General features: G+C 66.0%; 15 protein-coding genes and 1 pseudogene. 12 read left to right on the top strand and 4 right to left on the bottom strand.

Annotation, left to right across the window (positions count from 1 at the left end):
- Positions 1–11: 11 nt before the first annotated feature.
- The 4 genes from J2805_RS00680 to J2805_RS00665 all read right to left on the bottom strand — a co-directional run bounded on the left by J2805_RS00680 (position 12) and on the right by J2805_RS00665 (position 4,120).
- Entirely contained in the window at positions 12–839 is an 828-nt protein-coding gene (locus J2805_RS00680) for an aspartate/glutamate racemase family protein (protein WP_309967639.1), read from the bottom strand.
- Positions 836–1,519, bottom strand: a complete 684-nt coding sequence (locus J2805_RS00675; protein ID WP_309967636.1) for a GntR family transcriptional regulator — start codon at positions 1,517–1,519, stop codon at positions 836–838. The genes J2805_RS00680 and J2805_RS00675 overlap by 4 nt, the downstream gene beginning before the upstream one ends.
- Positions 1,520–1,613: 94 nt before the next feature.
- Positions 1,614–2,969, bottom strand: a complete 1,356-nt coding sequence (locus tag J2805_RS00670; protein ID WP_309967634.1) for an MFS transporter — start codon at positions 2,967–2,969, stop codon at positions 1,614–1,616.
- Between the two features lie 311 nt (positions 2,970–3,280).
- Entirely contained in the window at positions 3,281–4,120 is an 840-nt protein-coding gene (locus tag J2805_RS00665; RefSeq protein WP_309967631.1) for an ACT domain-containing protein, read from the bottom strand.
- Positions 4,121–4,545: 425 nt separating this feature from the next.
- On the opposite strand from J2805_RS00665, the gene J2805_RS00660 reads away from it, so the two are divergent.
- The 12 genes and pseudogenes from J2805_RS00660 to J2805_RS00605 all read left to right on the top strand — a co-directional run.
- Positions 4,546–6,129 carry a sugar transferase gene (locus tag J2805_RS00660; protein ID WP_309967628.1) on the top strand — a complete coding sequence of 528 codons (1,584 nt, stop codon included), beginning with the start codon at positions 4,546–4,548 and terminating at the stop codon, positions 6,127–6,129.
- A 15-nt stretch (positions 6,130–6,144) separates the two neighbouring features.
- Entirely contained in the window at positions 6,145–7,257 is a 1,113-nt protein-coding gene (locus J2805_RS00655) for a Gfo/Idh/MocA family protein (protein ID WP_309967625.1), read from the top strand.
- Positions 7,254–8,249, top strand: a complete 996-nt coding sequence (locus J2805_RS00650; protein ID WP_309967622.1) for an NAD-dependent epimerase/dehydratase family protein — start codon at positions 7,254–7,256, stop codon at positions 8,247–8,249. The genes J2805_RS00655 and J2805_RS00650 overlap by 4 nt, the downstream gene beginning before the upstream one ends.
- Positions 8,246–9,421, top strand: a complete 1,176-nt coding sequence (locus J2805_RS00645; protein ID WP_309967619.1) for a DegT/DnrJ/EryC1/StrS family aminotransferase — start codon at positions 8,246–8,248, stop codon at positions 9,419–9,421. The genes J2805_RS00650 and J2805_RS00645 overlap by 4 nt, the downstream gene beginning before the upstream one ends.
- Entirely contained in the window at positions 9,414–10,082 is a 669-nt protein-coding gene (locus tag J2805_RS00640) for a NeuD/PglB/VioB family sugar acetyltransferase (RefSeq protein ID WP_309967616.1), read from the top strand. Before J2805_RS00645 ends, J2805_RS00640 begins: the two co-directional genes overlap by 8 nt.
- Positions 10,079–11,212 (top strand): DegT/DnrJ/EryC1/StrS family aminotransferase, encoded by a 1,134-nt coding sequence (locus J2805_RS00635; protein ID WP_309967614.1) that lies wholly within the window; start codon positions 10,079–10,081, stop codon positions 11,210–11,212. The genes J2805_RS00640 and J2805_RS00635 overlap by 4 nt, the downstream gene beginning before the upstream one ends.
- The gene (locus J2805_RS00630) at positions 11,209–12,765 is read left to right on the top strand and encodes an oligosaccharide flippase family protein (protein ID WP_309967611.1); all 1,557 of its coding nucleotides are present in this window, start codon (positions 11,209–11,211) and stop codon (positions 12,763–12,765) included. The genes J2805_RS00635 and J2805_RS00630 overlap by 4 nt, the downstream gene beginning before the upstream one ends.
- Positions 12,765–14,042 (top strand): glycosyltransferase, encoded by a 1,278-nt coding sequence (locus J2805_RS00625; protein ID WP_309967608.1) that lies wholly within the window; start codon positions 12,765–12,767, stop codon positions 14,040–14,042. Before J2805_RS00630 ends, J2805_RS00625 begins: the two co-directional genes overlap by 1 nt.
- Positions 14,039–15,247 (top strand): rhamnosyltransferase WsaF family glycosyltransferase, encoded by a 1,209-nt coding sequence (locus tag J2805_RS00620; protein ID WP_309967606.1) that lies wholly within the window; start codon positions 14,039–14,041, stop codon positions 15,245–15,247. Before J2805_RS00625 ends, J2805_RS00620 begins: the two co-directional genes overlap by 4 nt.
- Positions 15,244–16,458: an acyltransferase family protein gene (locus tag J2805_RS00615; RefSeq protein ID WP_309967604.1), complete on the top strand. Its 1,215-nt coding sequence runs from the start codon at positions 15,244–15,246 to the stop codon at positions 16,456–16,458. Before J2805_RS00620 ends, J2805_RS00615 begins: the two co-directional genes overlap by 4 nt.
- Positions 16,455–17,378: a DUF6492 family protein gene (locus J2805_RS00610; protein WP_309967602.1), complete on the top strand. Its 924-nt coding sequence runs from the start codon at positions 16,455–16,457 to the stop codon at positions 17,376–17,378. The genes J2805_RS00615 and J2805_RS00610 overlap by 4 nt, the downstream gene beginning before the upstream one ends.
- Positions 17,375–17,764, top strand: a pseudogene (locus J2805_RS00605) (VanZ family protein); the annotation flags it as partial. The gene J2805_RS00610 and the pseudogene J2805_RS00605, both read left to right, overlap by 4 nt.
- Between the last annotated feature and the right edge of the window lie 30 nt (positions 17,765–17,794).

The following is a 17,794-nucleotide window of genomic DNA, read 5'->3' as shown; positions in this document are numbered from 1 at the left end:
TCCTCCTGGTTCTATGAGGCTGCGTTTTTTGAAGCGGCGGATGCGGACTGGGCAGCCGCTAGGGCGGCGTCGAGGTTTTCGGAGAGGCCCCTGCGGGCTTTGGCCGGCGGCGGCGCGAACGCTCCGGCACGGTGCGCGCCTGAGTGCAGTCCGACGACGGCCTCCGCCATGCGGATGCCGGCGGAGATGCCGTCCACCACCGGAACCGGGATCTGGCCCCGGAGATCGCGGGCCAGCCCGGCGAGGGGCGCACCGGCGAGGATCACGACGTCGGCCCCGTCCTCGGCGACGGCCTGCCGGCTGAGTGCCAGCAGCGTTTCCTTGAAGTCCTGCTGCACGGAACCGATGCCGTTGAGGCTTTCGTTGATGGAGCGGATGGAGGCCAGCCGGCCACCGAGGCCGAAGCGTTCCACGCAGTCCAGGTACCAGGGCCGGATCCGGTCCGAGATGGCGATGATGGAGAAGCGGTGGCCCTGCAGGGCGGCGGCGCACAGCGCGGCCTCGGTGATGCCGATGACGGGGATGTCTGTGAGTTCCTTCAGCGCCGGCATGCCGGGATCGCCGAAGGCGGCAACGACGACGCCGTCGATGGGCGCGCCGCCGATGCGGCCCGCGCGGGAGGCCGCGACGCCGTCCACCTCGCCGCTGTACTCCGCGATGATCTCGGCCACGGCGCCGGCGGCGATCAGGGACTCAAAGCGGGTTTCGATGTATTCGACGCCGTGCCCGGCGGTGCGGACCACCAGTTCGGTGCCCGGCGAAGCGGAGCGCAGGGCTTCCGATTCGATCAGCGCCGTGACGTCCTCGCTGATGTTGGGATTGATGACAAGGAGTTTCATTTTTTCTTCCGGTGAAGAGCGGGTTCTGTTTTCTGGAAGTCGTCGGGGAACTGTTCGCGGTACTTGCCGATGTGCGACGCCGACTGCGCGGCGGCACGGTCCGGGTCGCCGCTGGCAATGGCGCAGTAGAGTTCCCGGTGTTCCTGGATCAGTTCGGGCAGGTCGCTGACGTGGCGGAACAGCCAGTGCATGCGGCCCTGGAGCGGTTCAAGGGCGGACCTGAGGAAGCCGTTGTCCGCGATCCGGGTGATGGCGTCGTGGAATTCGCTGTTCGCCCGGTGGGCCTCCATAACGGCGCCCTTGGCGAGGCAGCGTTCGGCTTCGTCCAGCAGCCCGGAAAGGTAGTTAAGGTCATCCGGTGTTGCACGGACGGCGGCGAGGCGGCAGGCAAGCACCTCCAACGATTGCCGGACATCGAAGAGATCCTCCACGTCCTTGGGGCTGAGTGAGCTGACTTCGGCGCCGCGGGCTCCCCGGTCGCTGAGGAGGCCTTCCTGGCGCAGCATCCGCAGCGCTTCGCGGACCGGCAGCCGGGAGACGTTGAACTCTGCTGCCAGGTCGCGTTCCACCAGCCGGGTGCCGGGAGCGTAGTGCCCTTCGAAGATCCTGGTGCGGAGCGTATCCCGGACGGTCTCGCGGAGGGGGCGTTCCTTGTCCTGGGTTTCTTCTGCGGCAAGCATGGTGCTCCATTCGGTTTCTTGAGGGGTAGTGCGCTCCCGGCGTCGGGAGGAGGTGCTGCGATGCCTAGCTTAGGGCGGCTTGGAGCCGGTCGGCTTAGACGGGGAGGCGCTTGTTGTAATCAAGCATCAGGACGGAGACGCCCATGATGATGGCGGACCCCACGAAGTACAGCAGCGCCCAGGTGTAGGAGCCGGTGGCGCCGACGATCAGGCCGACGGCGATGGGGGTGACGAAGCCGGAGATGTTGCCGCTGAAGTTCATCGCCCCGCCCAGGACACCGGCATTGGTCCGGCCACCGAGGATGGACGGGATGCTCCAGAAGAGACCCACCCAGCGGAGGAAGAACATCACCACGGAAAGCAGTACAACGGCAGTGGTCGGGTCTGCGACGACGGTCACCCCGATGAGGCCGCCGATCACGACGACGCTGGAGATGCCCAGCAGCGTCCGCATGACACGGTTGGCCGAGGCTCCGGCTGCCCGCCACTTGTCGGCGATGGTGCCGCCGAGGATTTCACCGACAAAGCCGGCGCCGAAGATCACGAACGTCGACCAGCCGATGGTTTTCAGGTCGAATCCCTTGGCCTGGGCGAGGTAGAGCGGGCCCCAGGTGAGCAGGCCGTAGAACACGCCGTTGAAACCGAGCCAGCCGAAGCACATGGCCCAGAAGGAACGGAACTTCAGGTAGGGGAGCAGGGCCCGTTTGCCTTTGCTGCCGTCCAGCCCGGCTTCGGCGTCCTCGGCTGCGTGGGAGGCCTCGATGTACTCGGCTTCGGCGGCGTTGACCCCGCGGTGCTGGCGCGGGTTGTCCCTCACGTACCACCAGACCGCGAGGCCCATCAGCACGGTGGCGGCGCCGGCGATGACGAAGGCGGTGCGCCAGCTGCCGGTGGCTGCGATCAGGCCGGCGATCAGGATGCCGCCGAGCCCGGCGCCGAGGGGAGCGCCGGCGTCGAGGATGGTGGCACCGCGGCCGCGTTCCGATTTGTGCATCCAGATGGCATTGAGTTTGCCGCCGGCGGGCATAACACCGGCTTCGGTGACGCCGATGCCGAGCCGGGCAATGAACATGCTGAGGAAGCCGCCGGCCATGCCCGAGGCGGCCGTGGCGGCACCCCAGCCGACGCACGAGGCCGTCATGACCTTGCGCGGGCCGAACTTGTCGATCAGCAGGCCCACCGGGATCTGCATGAGGGCGTAAGTCCAGAAGAAGGCCGAGAGCAGGAGGCCTACGAGTTCGGGGGCGAGGTTGAATTCCTTCTGGATGATGGGGAGCGCCACCGAGATGGAGCCGCGGTCGATGTAGTTGACGGCGACCAGGACGAGGAGCAGCAGGAAGAGCTTCCAGCGGACGTTGGTGCGCCGTTGCACGCCGTCCTTGCCGGTTTGGCCTTCAGCGGTTTGGTTTTCGGTACTGCTATTGGAAGTTTCGGTACTTGGAAGAGACACAGCTTCTCCTTCACGGGGAAGATTGCGGGCAGGGGAAAGGCTCTGGTGCTGTGGCTGGCCGCGGCCGGATAGGGCGGCGGCCGTACTGTCCCGGAACGGATCTGAGGATCCGCCAACGTGGCGGAAGCGGTCCGGGAAGACGGTCACTTTTGGGATCCCGTTTTGGGATCCCAAAATCAAAGATAGAAGTGACCCCCGCCACTGTCAAGGGTTTTTCCCGGCCGTGCCCGCCGGTCAGCCTATTTACCGATTGTGACTGCCCCCGCGGAGCCCTCCGCAGTCCTGCCGCCGCACGTCCTGCGGTGACCCCGCTACCGGCTGTCGCTGTGCGCCAGGATCTCGGCGAGTTCGGCCAGCCGGTGCGCGCGCGCCGATTCAGCGGGAGTGAACGGTTCGCCGGGTCGGTAGAACGTGATGGGGCCATGCCAGGCCGTCGGGATCTTCAGGACCGTCCCGGCGTCGGCCGATGCCGGCGTTTCGTGGCGGCCTTCCACGGAGGGAGGCACGATCCTTGCGGAAAGCAGCTCGGCCACGGCCAGCGGCAGCTCATCGGGGCTGCCGGCGATCCGGGCGGCCAGGCTCAGGGCCTTGGTTTGGCCATCAGCCATTGCCAGGGCGGTGGTGGGCCAGACATGGGCGTGCCGGCCGCCGCCGTCGCGCAGCGCCTCGAGCAGTTCGCGCTCACCCAGCTGCCCCGGGGCGGATAAGACGAACTCGTCCATAACGCCCCCGGCCACCGGATGGATGTGGATGCTGAGGATGTTGGTGTCCAGCCGGGCCAGCGCCTGCGTAATTTTCTGAAGCGACCCGGGTTCGTCGCGCAGCACTACGCGTGCGCGCCACAGGGCCGGTGCCGTGTTCAGCCGTTTTCGGTGCCGCAGGGCCGGAGCGTGCAGCCAACTTCTCAGCATCCGCGCGGCTGACGGCTCGGCCACCCAGATGACCAGCACCGTGGCGGTCAGGGTCAGGACCAGCACCTTGGCGAAATACGGGAGGTGCGTCTCCACCACGGCGGCGTGCACCAGAAGCTCAATCGGCAGCATAACGGCGATATTCGCGAGTGTGAGGCGGGTTTTTGTAGGTTCCGGCATCTGGCCGCAAACTTCGCAGCTCAAGTCGGCCGATTCGGGGGACTGTGCCTTGCGCTTCATACTCACATCATGTCCCGGCCCTGTTTCAGGGGGATTGCGGGTACGTCTCAAACGCCCGCATCGCTGAATTCGCGGGGTTTTTCAGCTGCTTCCAAGGAGGCGGCGGCCATCACTCGGAGTCCTTTGGGGGACCGCGGACGGTCCCGGCTTCGGGTAGGCCGGGTGTCCCTGGCCGACGGGGCTGCACGTAATTCCCGGGACCCCCACCTAACGGCGAGCTGCCGCTCCGAGTATCACACGCATAAAGCTTCAACGGCGTGCATAGAAAGCCGGGTAGGTGCCGCTCGTGACGCGGGGACCGGCCCACGGCTTTCATTGGGGAAGGCATCAAACGGTGCCGCCTACCAAGGTTCGGGGGGATAGGCAATGGCGACATGGTCTGCCTGCGCGTGGTGCCCCCCAGCCATTAGTGTTTGGGGGCTGCAGTGAGCCAGCTGGGGAAAACAAGCCCGTTCGTGCTGAGGTTGCTGGGTACCGGAGGAACCTCCGGGACCATCGCCAGTCCGCCGCTTGCCGCCGCCGCGTCCGCCGTCGTCGGGGGTTCCCCTGACGGCCCGGAACGCCGGCCGGCCGCACGCAAGCTGTCCGGCCGGGAGTGGTCACGCTTCCTGGCGCGCTTCCTCCGCCTGACCGACTCCCTCGTGGTGGTCGTCTCGGTGCTCACCGGATACGTGATCCGGTTCGACGGCGGGCACTCCTTCGCGGAGAGCCGCGACAATGCGCTGGGCGCCCTGTTGGCTGCCGGCCTTGCCGTTCTGTGGATCGGTGCGCTCCATTTTTATCGCACCCGTGACCCGAAAGTCCTTGGCGTCGGCTCCAGCGAATACAAGCGTGTTGCTGTCTCCACCACCCGGGTCTTTGGCCTGCTGGCCGTGTTCCTGGTGGTGTTCCGCCTTGAACCGGCCTGGGCATTCTATGTGGCGTCATTCCCGCTGGGACTGTTGGCGCTGGTGGGAAACCGGTGGTTTGCCCGCCGCTGGTACAACCGGAAACAGGCCGAGGGCCAGTTCCTGGTGAAGGCAATAGTCATTGGCGAGCCCGACGATGTCCGTTACGTGCTCGGGCGGATCGCCAAGAAGACCGGTGCGGTCTACGAAATCCTCGGGGTGGCACTCCCGGGAGCCCGCCGGGGCATGACGCTCGACGTCGACGGCCGCCGGATTCCGGTGCTGTCCTCCACCGACGACGTTGTCCGGACCGTAGGAAAGTACGGTGCCGAGGCAGTCATCGTGGCGGGGCCGGTACCGGGGGGCAACCAATACATCCGGGAGCTGGGATGGCGGCTGGAAGAGCATCGCGCTGAACTCGTCCTGGCGTCCACCCTGACGAACGTTGCCGGGCCGCGGATCCACTGGCGGCCGGTGGAAGGACTGCCGCTGATGCATGTTGACGTGCCGCAATACAGCGGCGGCAAGCATGTGCTCAAACGGCTCCTGGACATCGCGGGCGCCTCCGTGGCACTCGTCCTGCTGTCACCGCTTTTCCTGGCCCTCGCGGTCATCGTCAGGCGGAACGGCCCGGGTCCGGTGTTCTTCAAGCAGGAGCGCGTCGGCAAAGCGGGCCGTCCGTTCCGGATGATCAAGTTCCGCTCCATGGTCACGGACGCGGAAGCGTCACTGGCCGCACTGATGGCGCGCAACGAGGGTTCCGGCGTGCTGTTCAAGATGCAGAACGATCCGCGGGTGACCAGCTGCGGACGCTGGATGCGCCGCTACTCGCTGGATGAGCTGCCACAGTTCTGGAACGTCCTCACCGGCGAGATGAGCCTGGTGGGCCCCCGCCCGCCGCTGCAGCGCGAGGTGGAGGCCTACGAACGGCACACCCACCGCCGGCTGCTCATCAAACCGGGAATCACCGGCCTCTGGCAGGTCAACGGCCGCTCCGACCTGCCCTGGGACGAGGCCGTGCGCCTCGATCTCTACTACGTCGAAAACTGGTCGATCATGGGGGACGTCATCATCATGTGGCGGACCTTCAAAGCAATGTGCACGCCTTCGGGCGCGTATTAAGAAGAGGGGACAGACATGGATGCGTCACAAGAGTCCTATCGCAGGGATCTAGACCTATTGGCTTCCGCCGCACCTTTACGGGCCGCCGTCATCGGCGCCGGCTACTGGGGGCCGAATCTTGCCCGCAATTTCAAGGCCAGCCCAGACTGGAAACTGTCCGCGATCGTGGATATGGACCGGGACCGCGCCGCCAAGCTCGCAGCAGCGAACGGGGGTGTTCCGGTCTGCGAATCCGTTGACGAACTGCTGGACACGGTGGACGTCGATGCGGTGGCCATTGCCACCCCGGCGCACACGCACCACGGCATCGCCCTCACGGCGTTGCGGGCAGGCAAACACGTGCTGGTGGAAAAGCCACTCGCGGACAGCAGGGCCAAAGGCGTGGAGATGGTCGAGGAGGCTGAGCGCCGCGGCCTGGTCCTGATGGCAGATCATACGTACTGCTACACGCCCGCTGTCCTGAAAATTCGGGAACTCATCGCGGACGGCTCCCTGGGCGAGATCCTGTTCATCGACTCCGTGCGGATCAACCTCGGGCTTGTCCAGCCGGACGTGGACGTGTTCTGGGACCTTGCCCCGCACGATCTGTCCATCATCGACTTCATCCTGCCCGGCGGCCTTCGGCCGGTGGAAGTGGCGGCCCACGGCGCTGATCCCTTGGGCACCGGACGGGACTGCGTGGGCCACTTGACCTTTGCGCTGCCCAATGACGCGATGGCACACGTGCACGTCAACTGGCTTAGCCCCACCAAGATCCGCCAGATGGTGGTGGGCGGCTCCCAGCGGACCCTGGTCTGGGACGACCTGAATCCGCAGCAGCGGCTCAGTGTCTACGACCGCGGCGTCAGCCTTGACCGGAAATACCGGTCACCGGCGGAGAAGAAGGCGTTCGCTATTTCGTACCGGCTGGGCGACACCTGGTCGCCCGCCCTGCCGGAACACGAGGCCCTCGGCCAGATGGTGGCGGAATTCGCCAGCAGCATCTGGCATCAGCGCCCCGCACGGACCAGCGGGGCCTCAGGCCTGAGGGTGCTGTCAGTGCTGGAAGCGGTCAGCCGCAGCCTCAGCGGCGACGGTCAGTCGGTAGCCGTCACAGGCAACGAAGCACAGATGGAGGGATTGCGATGAGCACGCTCCAAGGTGCGCGGGTCCTGGTCACCGGCGGCGCCGGCACCATCGGATCCACCCTTGTTGACCATCTGATCACCGCCGGCGTTGCGCAGGTAGCCGTACTGGACAACCTGGTCCGCGGCCGCCGCGCCAATCTCGATGATGCGGTGGCGAGCGGCAGGGTGGAACTGGTCGAAGGGGATCTCCGCGACCGGGACCTGGTTCACGACCTCACCCGCGGCAAGGACATCGTCTTCCACCAGGCGGCCATCAGGATCACGCAGTGCGCCGAGGAACCTCGGTTGGCCCTGGAAGTGCTGGTGGACGGCACATTCAACGTGTTCGAGGCCGCAGCCGACCACGGCGTGGGCAAGCTGGTGGCTGCCTCCAGCGCCTCGGTGTACGGCATGGCGGAGGATTTCCCCACCACGGAACGCCACCACCATCACAACAACGACACCTTCTATGGCGCGGCGAAGTCCTTCAACGAGGGCATGGCCCGCAGTTTCCGCGCAATGACCGGCCTGGACTACATCCTGCTGCGCTACTTCAACGTGTACGGACCCCGGATGGACGTCCACGGCCTCTACACGGAAGTGCTGGTGCGCTGGATGGAGCGCATCGCGGACGGGCAGCCGCCGCTGATATTTGGTGACGGCAGGCAGACCATGGATTTCATCCACACCCGGGACGTTGCCCGCGCCAATATCCTCGCCGCAGGCAGCGGCGCCCGGGAAGGCGTCTACAACGTAGCCAGCGGGGAAGAGACCAGCCTCCTGGAACTCGCCGAGGCACTGTTGCGGGCCATGGATTCCGACTTGCAGGTGGAGCACGGTCCCGACCGGGCCATCAACGGCGTTGTCCGCCGCCTCGCGGATACCTCTGCCGCCCGGCTTGACCTTGGCTTCACCGCCGACACCGGACTTGAGGACGGGCTTCGGGAACTCGTGGAGTGGTGGCGTCCGCTGCGAAGCGAAATCGCCGCGGCCCGGGTGGGAGGCGTGCGGTGACCATCAGCCAGGATCGGGCGCTGGGCCGCATCAATGTCATGAAACCGTGGCTCGGCGTCGAAGAAGCCGAAGCCGTCGCCGAGGTGATCGCGTCGGGTTGGGTGGCGCAGGGCCCACGGGTGGCGCGGTTCGAGGAAGCCTTCGCCGCCGCCCAACAGGCGATGTACGCCGTCGCGGTTTCCAACTGCACCACGGCACTTCACCTGGCGCTGAAGGTGGCTGGCGTCGGGCCCGGCGACGACGTGGTGGTGCCGTCCTTCTCCTTCATAGCAACGGCCAACGCCGCAGGGTACGTCGGTGCACGGACGGTGTTCTGTGACATCGAAGCGGAAACCGGCAACGTTTCCGCCGAGACCATTGCCGCCGCGCTCACCCCCTCCACGAAGGCTGTTATCGCCGTGGACCAGGGTGGAATGCCCCTGGACTTGGACCCCATCCGGACCCTGTGCGACCCGCTGGGCATCACGGTGATCGAGGATGCGGCCTGCGGGGCGGGCTCTACATACCGGGGGCGTCCCGTCGGAGCAGGCGCAGAGCTGGCCGCCTGGTCCTTCCACCCCCGCAAGATCCTGACCACCGGCGAGGGCGGCATGCTGACCACAGCGAACCCGGAATGGGCCGGCCGGGCGCGGAGGCTGCGCGAACACGCCATGAGCGTTTCGGCCAATGACCGCCATGCCGCCCTGCTGGCCCCGGCGGAGGAATATCTCGAAGCCGGATTCAACTTCCGGATGACCGACATGCAGGCCGCAGTGGGGCTGGTCCAGCTGGGGCGGCTCGGCGAGGCCGTGGCACGCCGCCGGTATATCGTGGCCAGCTACCAGGCTGCCCTGAACCGGGTTGACGGGCTGCGCCCTGTCCGCGACCCAAGCTACGGCACGAGCAATTTCCAGTCGTTCTGGGTGGAGGTCCTGCCTTCGTTCCCCCTCAGCAGGGAGCAGCTCCTGGAGCGCCTGGCACGCGACGGCATCTCAGCCCGCCGCGGGATCATGGCAGCGCACAGGCAGCCTGCGTACGCCGGGCGGGACAGCGGCCTCGCTGATCTGTCCGTGACTGAGCGGCTGACGGACAACACCCTGATCCTGCCGGTTTACCACCAGCTGACCGCCGGCGAGCAGTCCCGGGTGCTCCGGTCCATTCGGCTGGCAAGCATGGAGGGGAACCGTGGCTGACCTCATTCTCATCGCCGCCAGCGGGCTCGCCCGCGAAGTCCTCGCCACAGTGCGCGACAGCGGCCAGTTCGACGTCGTGGGGATCCTGGATGACGATCCGGGCAGGGCGGGCACCAGGATGGACGGCTCGCACATCCTGGGACCGGTCAGCCACGCGCTCAACTATCCCGATGCGAAAGTGGTGGTCTGTGTCGGTGCAGGGAGCGGGCGGGCCGGAATAGTAGCCAGGCTTGCCGGACTCGGGTTCCCTGACAGGCGCTACGCCACCGTGGTTGACGCCTCGGTGCGGCTCCCGGAGGGGTGCCGGATCGGCCGCGGCAACATCCTGCTCGGCCATGTCACTCTCACAGCCGGCGTCACCGTTGGCAACCATGTGGTGGTGATGCCCGGTGTGACCCTCACCCATGACGACGTGGTGGAAGATTTTGCCACGTTTGCCGCCGGCGTATCGCTGGGCGGCGGCGTCCGGGTGGGACAGGCAGCGTACCTGGGCATGAACTCCAGTGTGCGCGAACGGACCGTCATCGGTGCCGGCGCCACCGTGGGAATGGGGGCCGTGGTGCTGGCCGACGTTCCGGCCGGCCAGACCTGGGCCGGAGTTCCGGCGCGGGCCATCAAGCGAGCCATGCAAACGGCTGCAGTTTCAGGAGGCGGACGATGACCATTTCACCCACTTTCCCCCTGTCCGTACCCCTCGTTGACCTCGGCGCGCAACAGCAGGAAATCGCCGAGGAAGTGGAGAGCGGCATCCGGGAGGTCTTCGCGCGGACCTCCTTCATCGGCGGCCCCGAGGTTGCCGAATTCGAGCAGGCCTACGCCCGTTTCGTGGGTGCCCGGCACTGCGTCGGCGTCGCCAACGGCACGGATGCGCTGGAGTTGGGACTCCGCGCGGCCGGGGTCATGCCCGGCGGGGAGGTCATCCTGCCGGCCAACACCTTCATCGCCACGGCCGAGGCCGTGAGCCGGATCGGGGCCACTCCGGTGCCCGTCGACGTGGACCCCGACTACCTGCTCATCGATCCCGTGCGGGTCAGCGAGGCAGTCACCGAAGCGACGCAGGCGATCGTGGCAGTGCACCTCTTCGGGCAGGCCGCGTTCGTTGAAAAGCTCAAGGCAGCCGCCCACGGCTGCGGCGCCGTCATCGTCGAGGACGCCGCGCAGGCCCAGGGCGCATCCCGGCACGGGCGCTCCGCCGGGACCCTGGGCAGCGTGGCCGGAACCAGTTTCTATCCGGGCAAGAACCTCGGAGCTGCCGGTGACGCCGGAGCGGTCCTGACGGACGACGACGGGATAGCGGCCCGCGTCCGCCTGCTGGGCGCCCACGGCAGCTCCGTCAAGTACGAGCATGACGCAATCGGCATGAACTCGCGGCTGGACACCATCCAGGCCGTGGTGCTCAACTCCAAACTGCGCCGCCTTGCGGCCTGGAACGAACGACGGCGGGAGGCCGCCGCCCGCTATTCCGAGATGCTCCGGGATGTCCCCGGCATTGTGCTGCCACGCACGGCCGAAGGCAACGTGGACGTCTGGCACCTCTACGTCATCCGGATCCTGGACCGCGACCGGGTCCTCGCCGCCCTCAACGGTGCGGGGATCGGCGCCGGCATCCACTATCCGGTTCCGATGCACCTCAGCCGCGCCTACCGGAACCTCGGCTTCTGCCGCGGATCATTTCCCATCGCCGAAGAAGCCGCGGCAACCATGCTTTCCCTGCCGATCTACCCGCACATCACCGCCCGGCAGCAGGAGTACGTCATCGGCCAGCTGCTCGCCGCCATGGAGCGGCCATGACACAGGCACACAGCGCACCGGGTGCAGGGTTACCCGTGTTGGATTCTTCGCAGAGCGCTGCTCCGGAGGTTGGCGTTGGAGCGGACCCGCTCACCCAGCGGGTCCGCGGAGGAGTGCTCTGGAATGCCGGCGGCACTGTTCTTCTCCGGCTCAGCAATATCGCCGTGATGGCTGTAGTGGCGCGGATTGTTGCCCCCGAAGAGGTTGGTATCTTTGCCTTGGCCATGGTGGTGCAGGCCTTCCTGACCTCGATGGCGGAACTCGGAGTCGCGTCCGCCATCGCGCGGACGGACCTGGACATCGACAAGATCGCCCCCACAGTGGCCACGATTTCCCTCTGCTTCAGCCTCACACTCGCAGCGGCAATGGCAGCCTTCGCCGAGCAGCTCGCCATGGCCCTTGGCTCGGCCGAGGTGGCCGGCACGATACGGATTCTCGCGATCAACGTCGCGCTAATCGGCGTCTTCGCGGTGCCGGGCGCACAGATCCTGCGCGACTTCCGCCAGGACGTGCTTTTCTGGGCCAGCGTCGTCTCATTTGCGGCGAGCAGCGCAGTCCTGGTCCTGCTGGCTTTGCTGGGTGACGGCGCAAGTGCCTTTGCCTGGTCGCGGGTGGCGGGACAGCTGGTGACAGGCCTGGTCATTGCAGCTTGCCTGCGCAAGGTGTACCTGCCCGGGCTGGACATGAAGTATCTGATGCCCTTGCTGAGGTTCGGCATCCCGCTCGCCATGGCCAACCTTCTCAGCCAGGTGCTCCTCAACGTGGACTATGTCTTCGTCAGCCAGTTCATGTCGACGGCGGACGTCGGCATTTACATGCTCGCGTTCAATGTTTCCAACTGGTCCGCCGCCGTCATTGCAACGGTGCTTAACTCCATGGTGCTCCCCGCGTTTTCGACCATCCGGCGCGACGGGGGAGACACCCGGGCCGCACTCGCCAAAGCGGTTCGCACCGTGGCCCTGTTTGCCTTTCCGATCGCGGCTTTCACGGCAACCTTCGGGACTGAACTGATAGTCACCATCTACGGGGACACATGGGCGGCCGGCGGTCCGGTGCTGACGGTGCTCTCCATTTACGGGGCCGTTTTCGTCCTCAATCTCCTCTTTGCCAACATCATCATTTCTGTGGGCCGGACGGGAGTCCTTTTCGCCGTTCAGGCCCTGGCTCTCGTGGCGCTGCTTCCCGCCTTGGCCCTCGGCGTAACGTCAGGTGGCCTCGTCGGCGTCGGGGCCGCGCACATCGCGGTCATTTTGGCAGTCACGCTGCCGGTCTACCTCGTGGCCCTCCGGCGGAGCATCGGCGCCGGAGCCGCGGGTGTTCTCCGTGCCCTGGTCCGTCCGGCATCGGGCGCCATCGCGGCTGCCGTTGTCGCCGGCCTGGCCACAAGCGCGGTTGAGGCAGCGCCGTTGAGGCTCGTGCTGGGTGGCTTGATCGGGGCAGTTGTCTTCACGCTTTGGACACTTCCGCTGTCGTTGGAGCTGCTCCCCCAGCGGCGCGTTGCGAGCGGGCAACGCGGTGTCTTCGCTTACGCAAAAGAAAAAGGGGGACTGTAATGCAGCGCGTCCTGGTGCATGTGAATCATCTCGGCCTTGGAGGTACACAAATTAACGCTGTGGACCTGGCCGCGGCGGCCGTTGAATTTGGCTTCGAATCCGTGGTCGTCGGGCCGACGGACACGTTGCCTTCCCACGGTCCGTCTCTTGTGGACGTTGCCGCTGCTCGGGGAGTGAGGCTGGAAACCTACGACCGGGCATCCCTGAAAATTCGCGGGGCGACGACACTGACGGGTGCCCACACCCTGTCGCGTCTGGCTTCGCGGCACAGGGCGGACATCGTCCATGTGTACAGCACCGGCTTCAACCGGGCTGCCTACTGGGGGCCGTGCCGGTTAGGGACAAGGCCGCTGGTGATCACCGTTTACGAGATGGAAATGGGTACGGCAGTTCAGGAGCGGGCCAGCTTGATCGTCGGGACGAAGTACTTGCACGAAGAACAGGCGGCCCGGCCCGGCCCCACGGAGCTGATTAGCCCCCCTGTCGACCTGGACAGGGACGATCCGGACGTGGTTTCCGGCGCAAGCTTCCGGGATGCCCACAACGTCACATCCGAGCAGACGGCTGTTGTGATCGTCAGCCGCCTGGACGAAGAAATGAAGTCATTCACTGTCGAAGTCGCGATGCGGGCAATCGATGCCCTGTCCCATCCCGCCGTCGTCCTTCTCGTAGTGGGAACCGGGACCGCCGCAGGGCGCCTGAACAAGCAGGCCGCAGCCATCAACGCGCGACAAGGCCGTCAGGCCGTGATCATGACGGGACCGGCGTCCGATCCAAGGGCTGCATATTCGGCTGCTGACGTCGTCATTGGCATGGGCGGTTCCGCGGCGCGGGGCCTGGCGTTCGGAAAGCCGCTTATTGTCTCGGGCGAGCTGGGGCAGTTCCGGACGTTCAGGCCAGGCAACGCCGCGGCCCTGTATCGCAACAGTTTTTGGAGCAATGTGCCCTCCACCGACGCCGACGGCGAGTTGCTGGGATGTCTGCGTCCTCTGCTGGAGAGTGAGCAGCTGCGCGAGGAACTGGGCCGGTTTGGCAGGACTTTTGCCGCGGAGAATTTCGGACTCCGCACCATGGCCCGGAAACTTTCACGCGTCTACAGATCAGCGGCCGGCGCAAACGGTCCCAAAGCGTGGCTCGGCGATTTTCCGGCGCAGGTGTCAGCACCCTTGCGGTGGTACGGCGCCGGCAACACTTCGAAGCTGCCGCTCCCGCCGCGGCCGTTCCTGGAAGACCAGGAGCTGGCAGGCGTGGTTTCCGGCACGGAAAGGCAGTCATGATGACGCACATAGGCCTCCGGGAGATAGTGATGAGGACCAGGGCGCGGGGACCCGCGGATACGACAAAGCGGGCTGTCCGCAGGCTGTACAGCGCATTGAGCGAGAGGCTGGACCTCAGGACCCTGGATTTCCCGCTCGACGATGGTGATATTTTTCCCGCGGCGCGGTCGGTGTTGCCGCTTCGCGAACCCGCCAGTGGCGAGCAGCGAATCGGTTGGCTATGCACTCCTCCCGGTGCCGGATCCGGCGGACACACCACCCTGTTCCGGATGGTGCGCGGAATGGAAGAGCGGGGACACCGCTGCACCATTCTGCTGTACAACCGCCACCATGGGGACATGGAGCGCCACTGTGCAGTCATCAGGAGGAGCTGGCCGGAGCTGGCCGCCGATATTGTCGAAATGCCGGCTGTCCTTGGCGGCTTCGATGCGTGCGTGGCGAGTTCCTGGGAGACCGCGCATGTGCTGGCCGCCCGTGCCCCCAGCGGATCGCAACTGGGCGCCTACTATTTCATCCAGGACTATGAACCGTATTTCTATCCGCGGGGCTCACTGTATGCCCTTGCCGAGGACAGCTACCGCTTCGGCTTCACCCATCTCGCGCTCGGGGAGATGGTCGCCGGCACGCTGAGGCGGGAAGTCGGCGTCGACGCCCACGTCATACCGTTCGGCAGCGACGCAGGAGGTTACCGGCGGACGAACACAGGCGACCGCTCAGGCGTCGTCTTCTTCGCCCGCCCGGACACGGACCGCCGCGGCTATGATCTGGGCCGGCTGGCACTTCGCGAGTTCCACCGGCTTCATCCGGAGCAGGATATCCACATTTTCGGGTCCCAGGTCCGGGGATGGGGAATTCCCGTCACGCAGCACGGCATGCTGCCTGCCAGCGAACTGAGTGCGCTGTACAACCGCACCCTTACGGGCCTGGCTCTTTCCTTTACCAACATCACGCTGGTGGCTGCGGAAATGCTCGCCGCGGGAAACATAGCCGTTCTCAACGACCACGAATTCTCACGCTCGGTGCTCACCAATCCTGAGGCGGTCTGGGCGGCACCCAGTCCGGCTTCCCTCGCACTGGCCCTGAGCTCAGTCGTCACGGATCCGGGCCGGATCGACCGCTCCGCGCGTGCCTCCGCCCACCCGGGACCAAGCTGGGCAATCGCTCAGGCGGAAGTTGCGCTGAAGATGTCAGGGGTGTCCCAATGACCGACCAGAGAGCTCCTGGACGGGCCGTCCGGGCCGTCCAGCCGGCTTCGCCCGCCCGTCGCGTGGAATGGCTCGACGGAGTCCGCGCCCTGGCCGCCTTCTTTGTGGTCCTTCACCACATCTGGCTCATGAGCTACGGCGGATATCCGGGCAACAGCGGGCCGTGGCTGACCGACTGGATGGTGTACGGCCATCTGGCAGTGTCCGTCTTTATCGTGGTTTCCGGTTTCTCGCTAACGCTCTCACCGGCCGGACATGGGATGAGGCTGAAAGACGGTGCCTGGGGATTCATGCGCCGGCGCTTCTGGCGGATCGTACCGCCCTACTGGGCGGCCCTGGCAATTTCAGTGCTCCTGATTGTGGCGGGACTGATCGGCTCACCCTCGGGAGACCCCGTCGCGGCCAAGGATGTTGTGGTCCATTTCTTCCTGATCCAGGACGCTGTGGGAAACACGCCCCCCAACGGCGTCTTTTGGTCCATCGCCGTCGAATGGCATATCTACTTCCTGTTCCCCCTGGTGCTCCTATGCTTCCGGCGGTACGGCACAAAGGTGACGTTGCCCGCCGTGGCACTGCTGGTGGCCGGACTGCACGTGGGGGGCTATTTCCTGCCGGCCCTTGCGGCTCTCGACCGCTTCACGCCCGCTTTCCTGGTGCTGTTTGTTGCCGGGGCGGCGTCAGCCCACTTAGCGATCCGCGGCCGCTGGGCAGCTTCGAGCGTGGTCATCGCGGCAGCCCTGACTGCCGGATTCCTGACCGCGGCAGCCCTGGCCGGCTCCGAGTGGATTGTGTCGCAGTACTTTTGGGTGGATCTGGCCGTGGGCGGTGCCGCCGCTGCGCTTTTCAACGCCCTGGCCCAGGGCCGCTTGCGCGGGCTGGCCAGGCTACTCTCTGCACGGCCGCTGGCCTTCGTCGGCGAGTTCGCCTTCAGCCTGTATCTGGTGCATGCCCTAGTCCTGGAGTTGCTCCGTGTCCACGTGGTGCATGCCGCCGGCCTCAGCGATGCCATGGCGTTCTGGACGCTGATGGTGCTGGGCATCCCCGCGGCACTGGGTGTCGCCTATGTGTTCTTCCTGCTGTGCGAACGGCCGTTTCTGACCATCCGCAGCTTCGGTGAGCTGGCCGCAGCGCTGAAACGACCCTCGCGCCGCGGCCAAGGCACGGGCGTCATTGTGCGCGTCCGTAGGTCTACCAAAGGGGTAAAAGCATGAACACCATCGCCATCCTGACGCCGTCGTTCCGTCCCGACTTCGACCGCCTGGTCCAGCTTCATGAATCCGTCCTTGAATTCACGGACTCGTCCGTCACCCATCATGTGATTGTGCCCCGGCGTGACCTGCCGCTGTTCAGGGCCCTGGAGTCTCCCCGGCTGCGGGTGTGGCCGGAATCCGATTTCCTCCCGGCCGGGTTCATCGCAACGGACGGGCTTGCCGCCGTCGTCAAAAAACTGCGGTTCCTGCCGTCCATGGTGCGGTTCAGCGCACTCAACCTCCGCCGGCCGTGGCCCCCCGTCCGCGGCTGGGTGCTCCAGCAGGTGCTAAAGCTCTCAGCAGCTCCGAAGCTTGGCGCATATGCCGTAGTGATTATTGACTCCGACGTCGTACTGGTACGTCCCATGCCGGCCGAACTGTTCCTCCGGAGCGGAACGGTGCGGCTTTTCGAGAAGCCGAACGCCATCAGCGGTGACATGGACCGGCATGTGACGTGGACCCGGACGGCACACCGGCTGCTGGGGCTTCCCGACCCGGAAGGTCCTGCCTATACGGACTATGTGGGCGGAATCGTTACCTGGGATCCGGAGCTGGTCAGCACCTGCCTGGCCCGGGTCGAAGAAGTCACGGGAAAGTCCTGGGCCACAGCCATCTCGGCCCAGCTGCACTTCAGTGAATTCATTCTTTACGGCACCTATGTTCGTCATTTTGGAAGCGAGCAGCAGGTTGCCTTCACGGAACCGTCCACGTTGTGCCATAGCTACTGGGATCCGGCCCCGCTAACGGGGGCCCGGGTTGGCCAGTTCATCGAGGCTTTCGGGCCCACCGATATCGCCGTCCACATCCAGTCGAATTCCGTGACCAGCGGGGAAACCGCCAGCCAGGTCATGGCCGCGCTCCGTGCGGAGGCGAGCCGATGAGTGCACCTGCACGCCGGAGAATGCTGGTGGTGCTTTTTGGCATCTATATAGCCGCGCTCGCCGGCATCGCATTTTGGCCGTCCCCCGTGGACCGCCCGCTGGCCGGATTCCTGAAAGACGTCCTGGCTGCCCTGCATCAGTACGACCTCACCGCCGGACTGCGGTATAGCCACGTGGAAGGCGCGGCCAACGTTGCGCTCTTTATGCCCATTGGCCTGCTGGTGACCCAGTTCGTCTCCCGGCGGCGCTGGTGGCTGGCCGTTGCGACGGGCCTCATGACGTCAGCCGCCATTGAGTCCGTCCAGTTCCTCCTGCTGAGCGAGCGTCACGCGAGCCTGCGGGATGTCGTAAATAACACGCTTGGTGCGCTGCTAGGAGCCCTGGTGGCCCGGGTGGTGCGCCCGCGGCGTCGGGCA

Origin of the sequence: Arthrobacter oryzae, from assembly GCF_031454875.1 — a bacterium.
Taxonomy (GTDB): Bacteria; Actinomycetota; Actinomycetes; order Actinomycetales; family Micrococcaceae; genus Arthrobacter; species Arthrobacter oryzae_D.
Note: the sequence above shows the minus strand (reverse complement) of the source record. Positions and strands in the feature narration are given on the sequence as shown.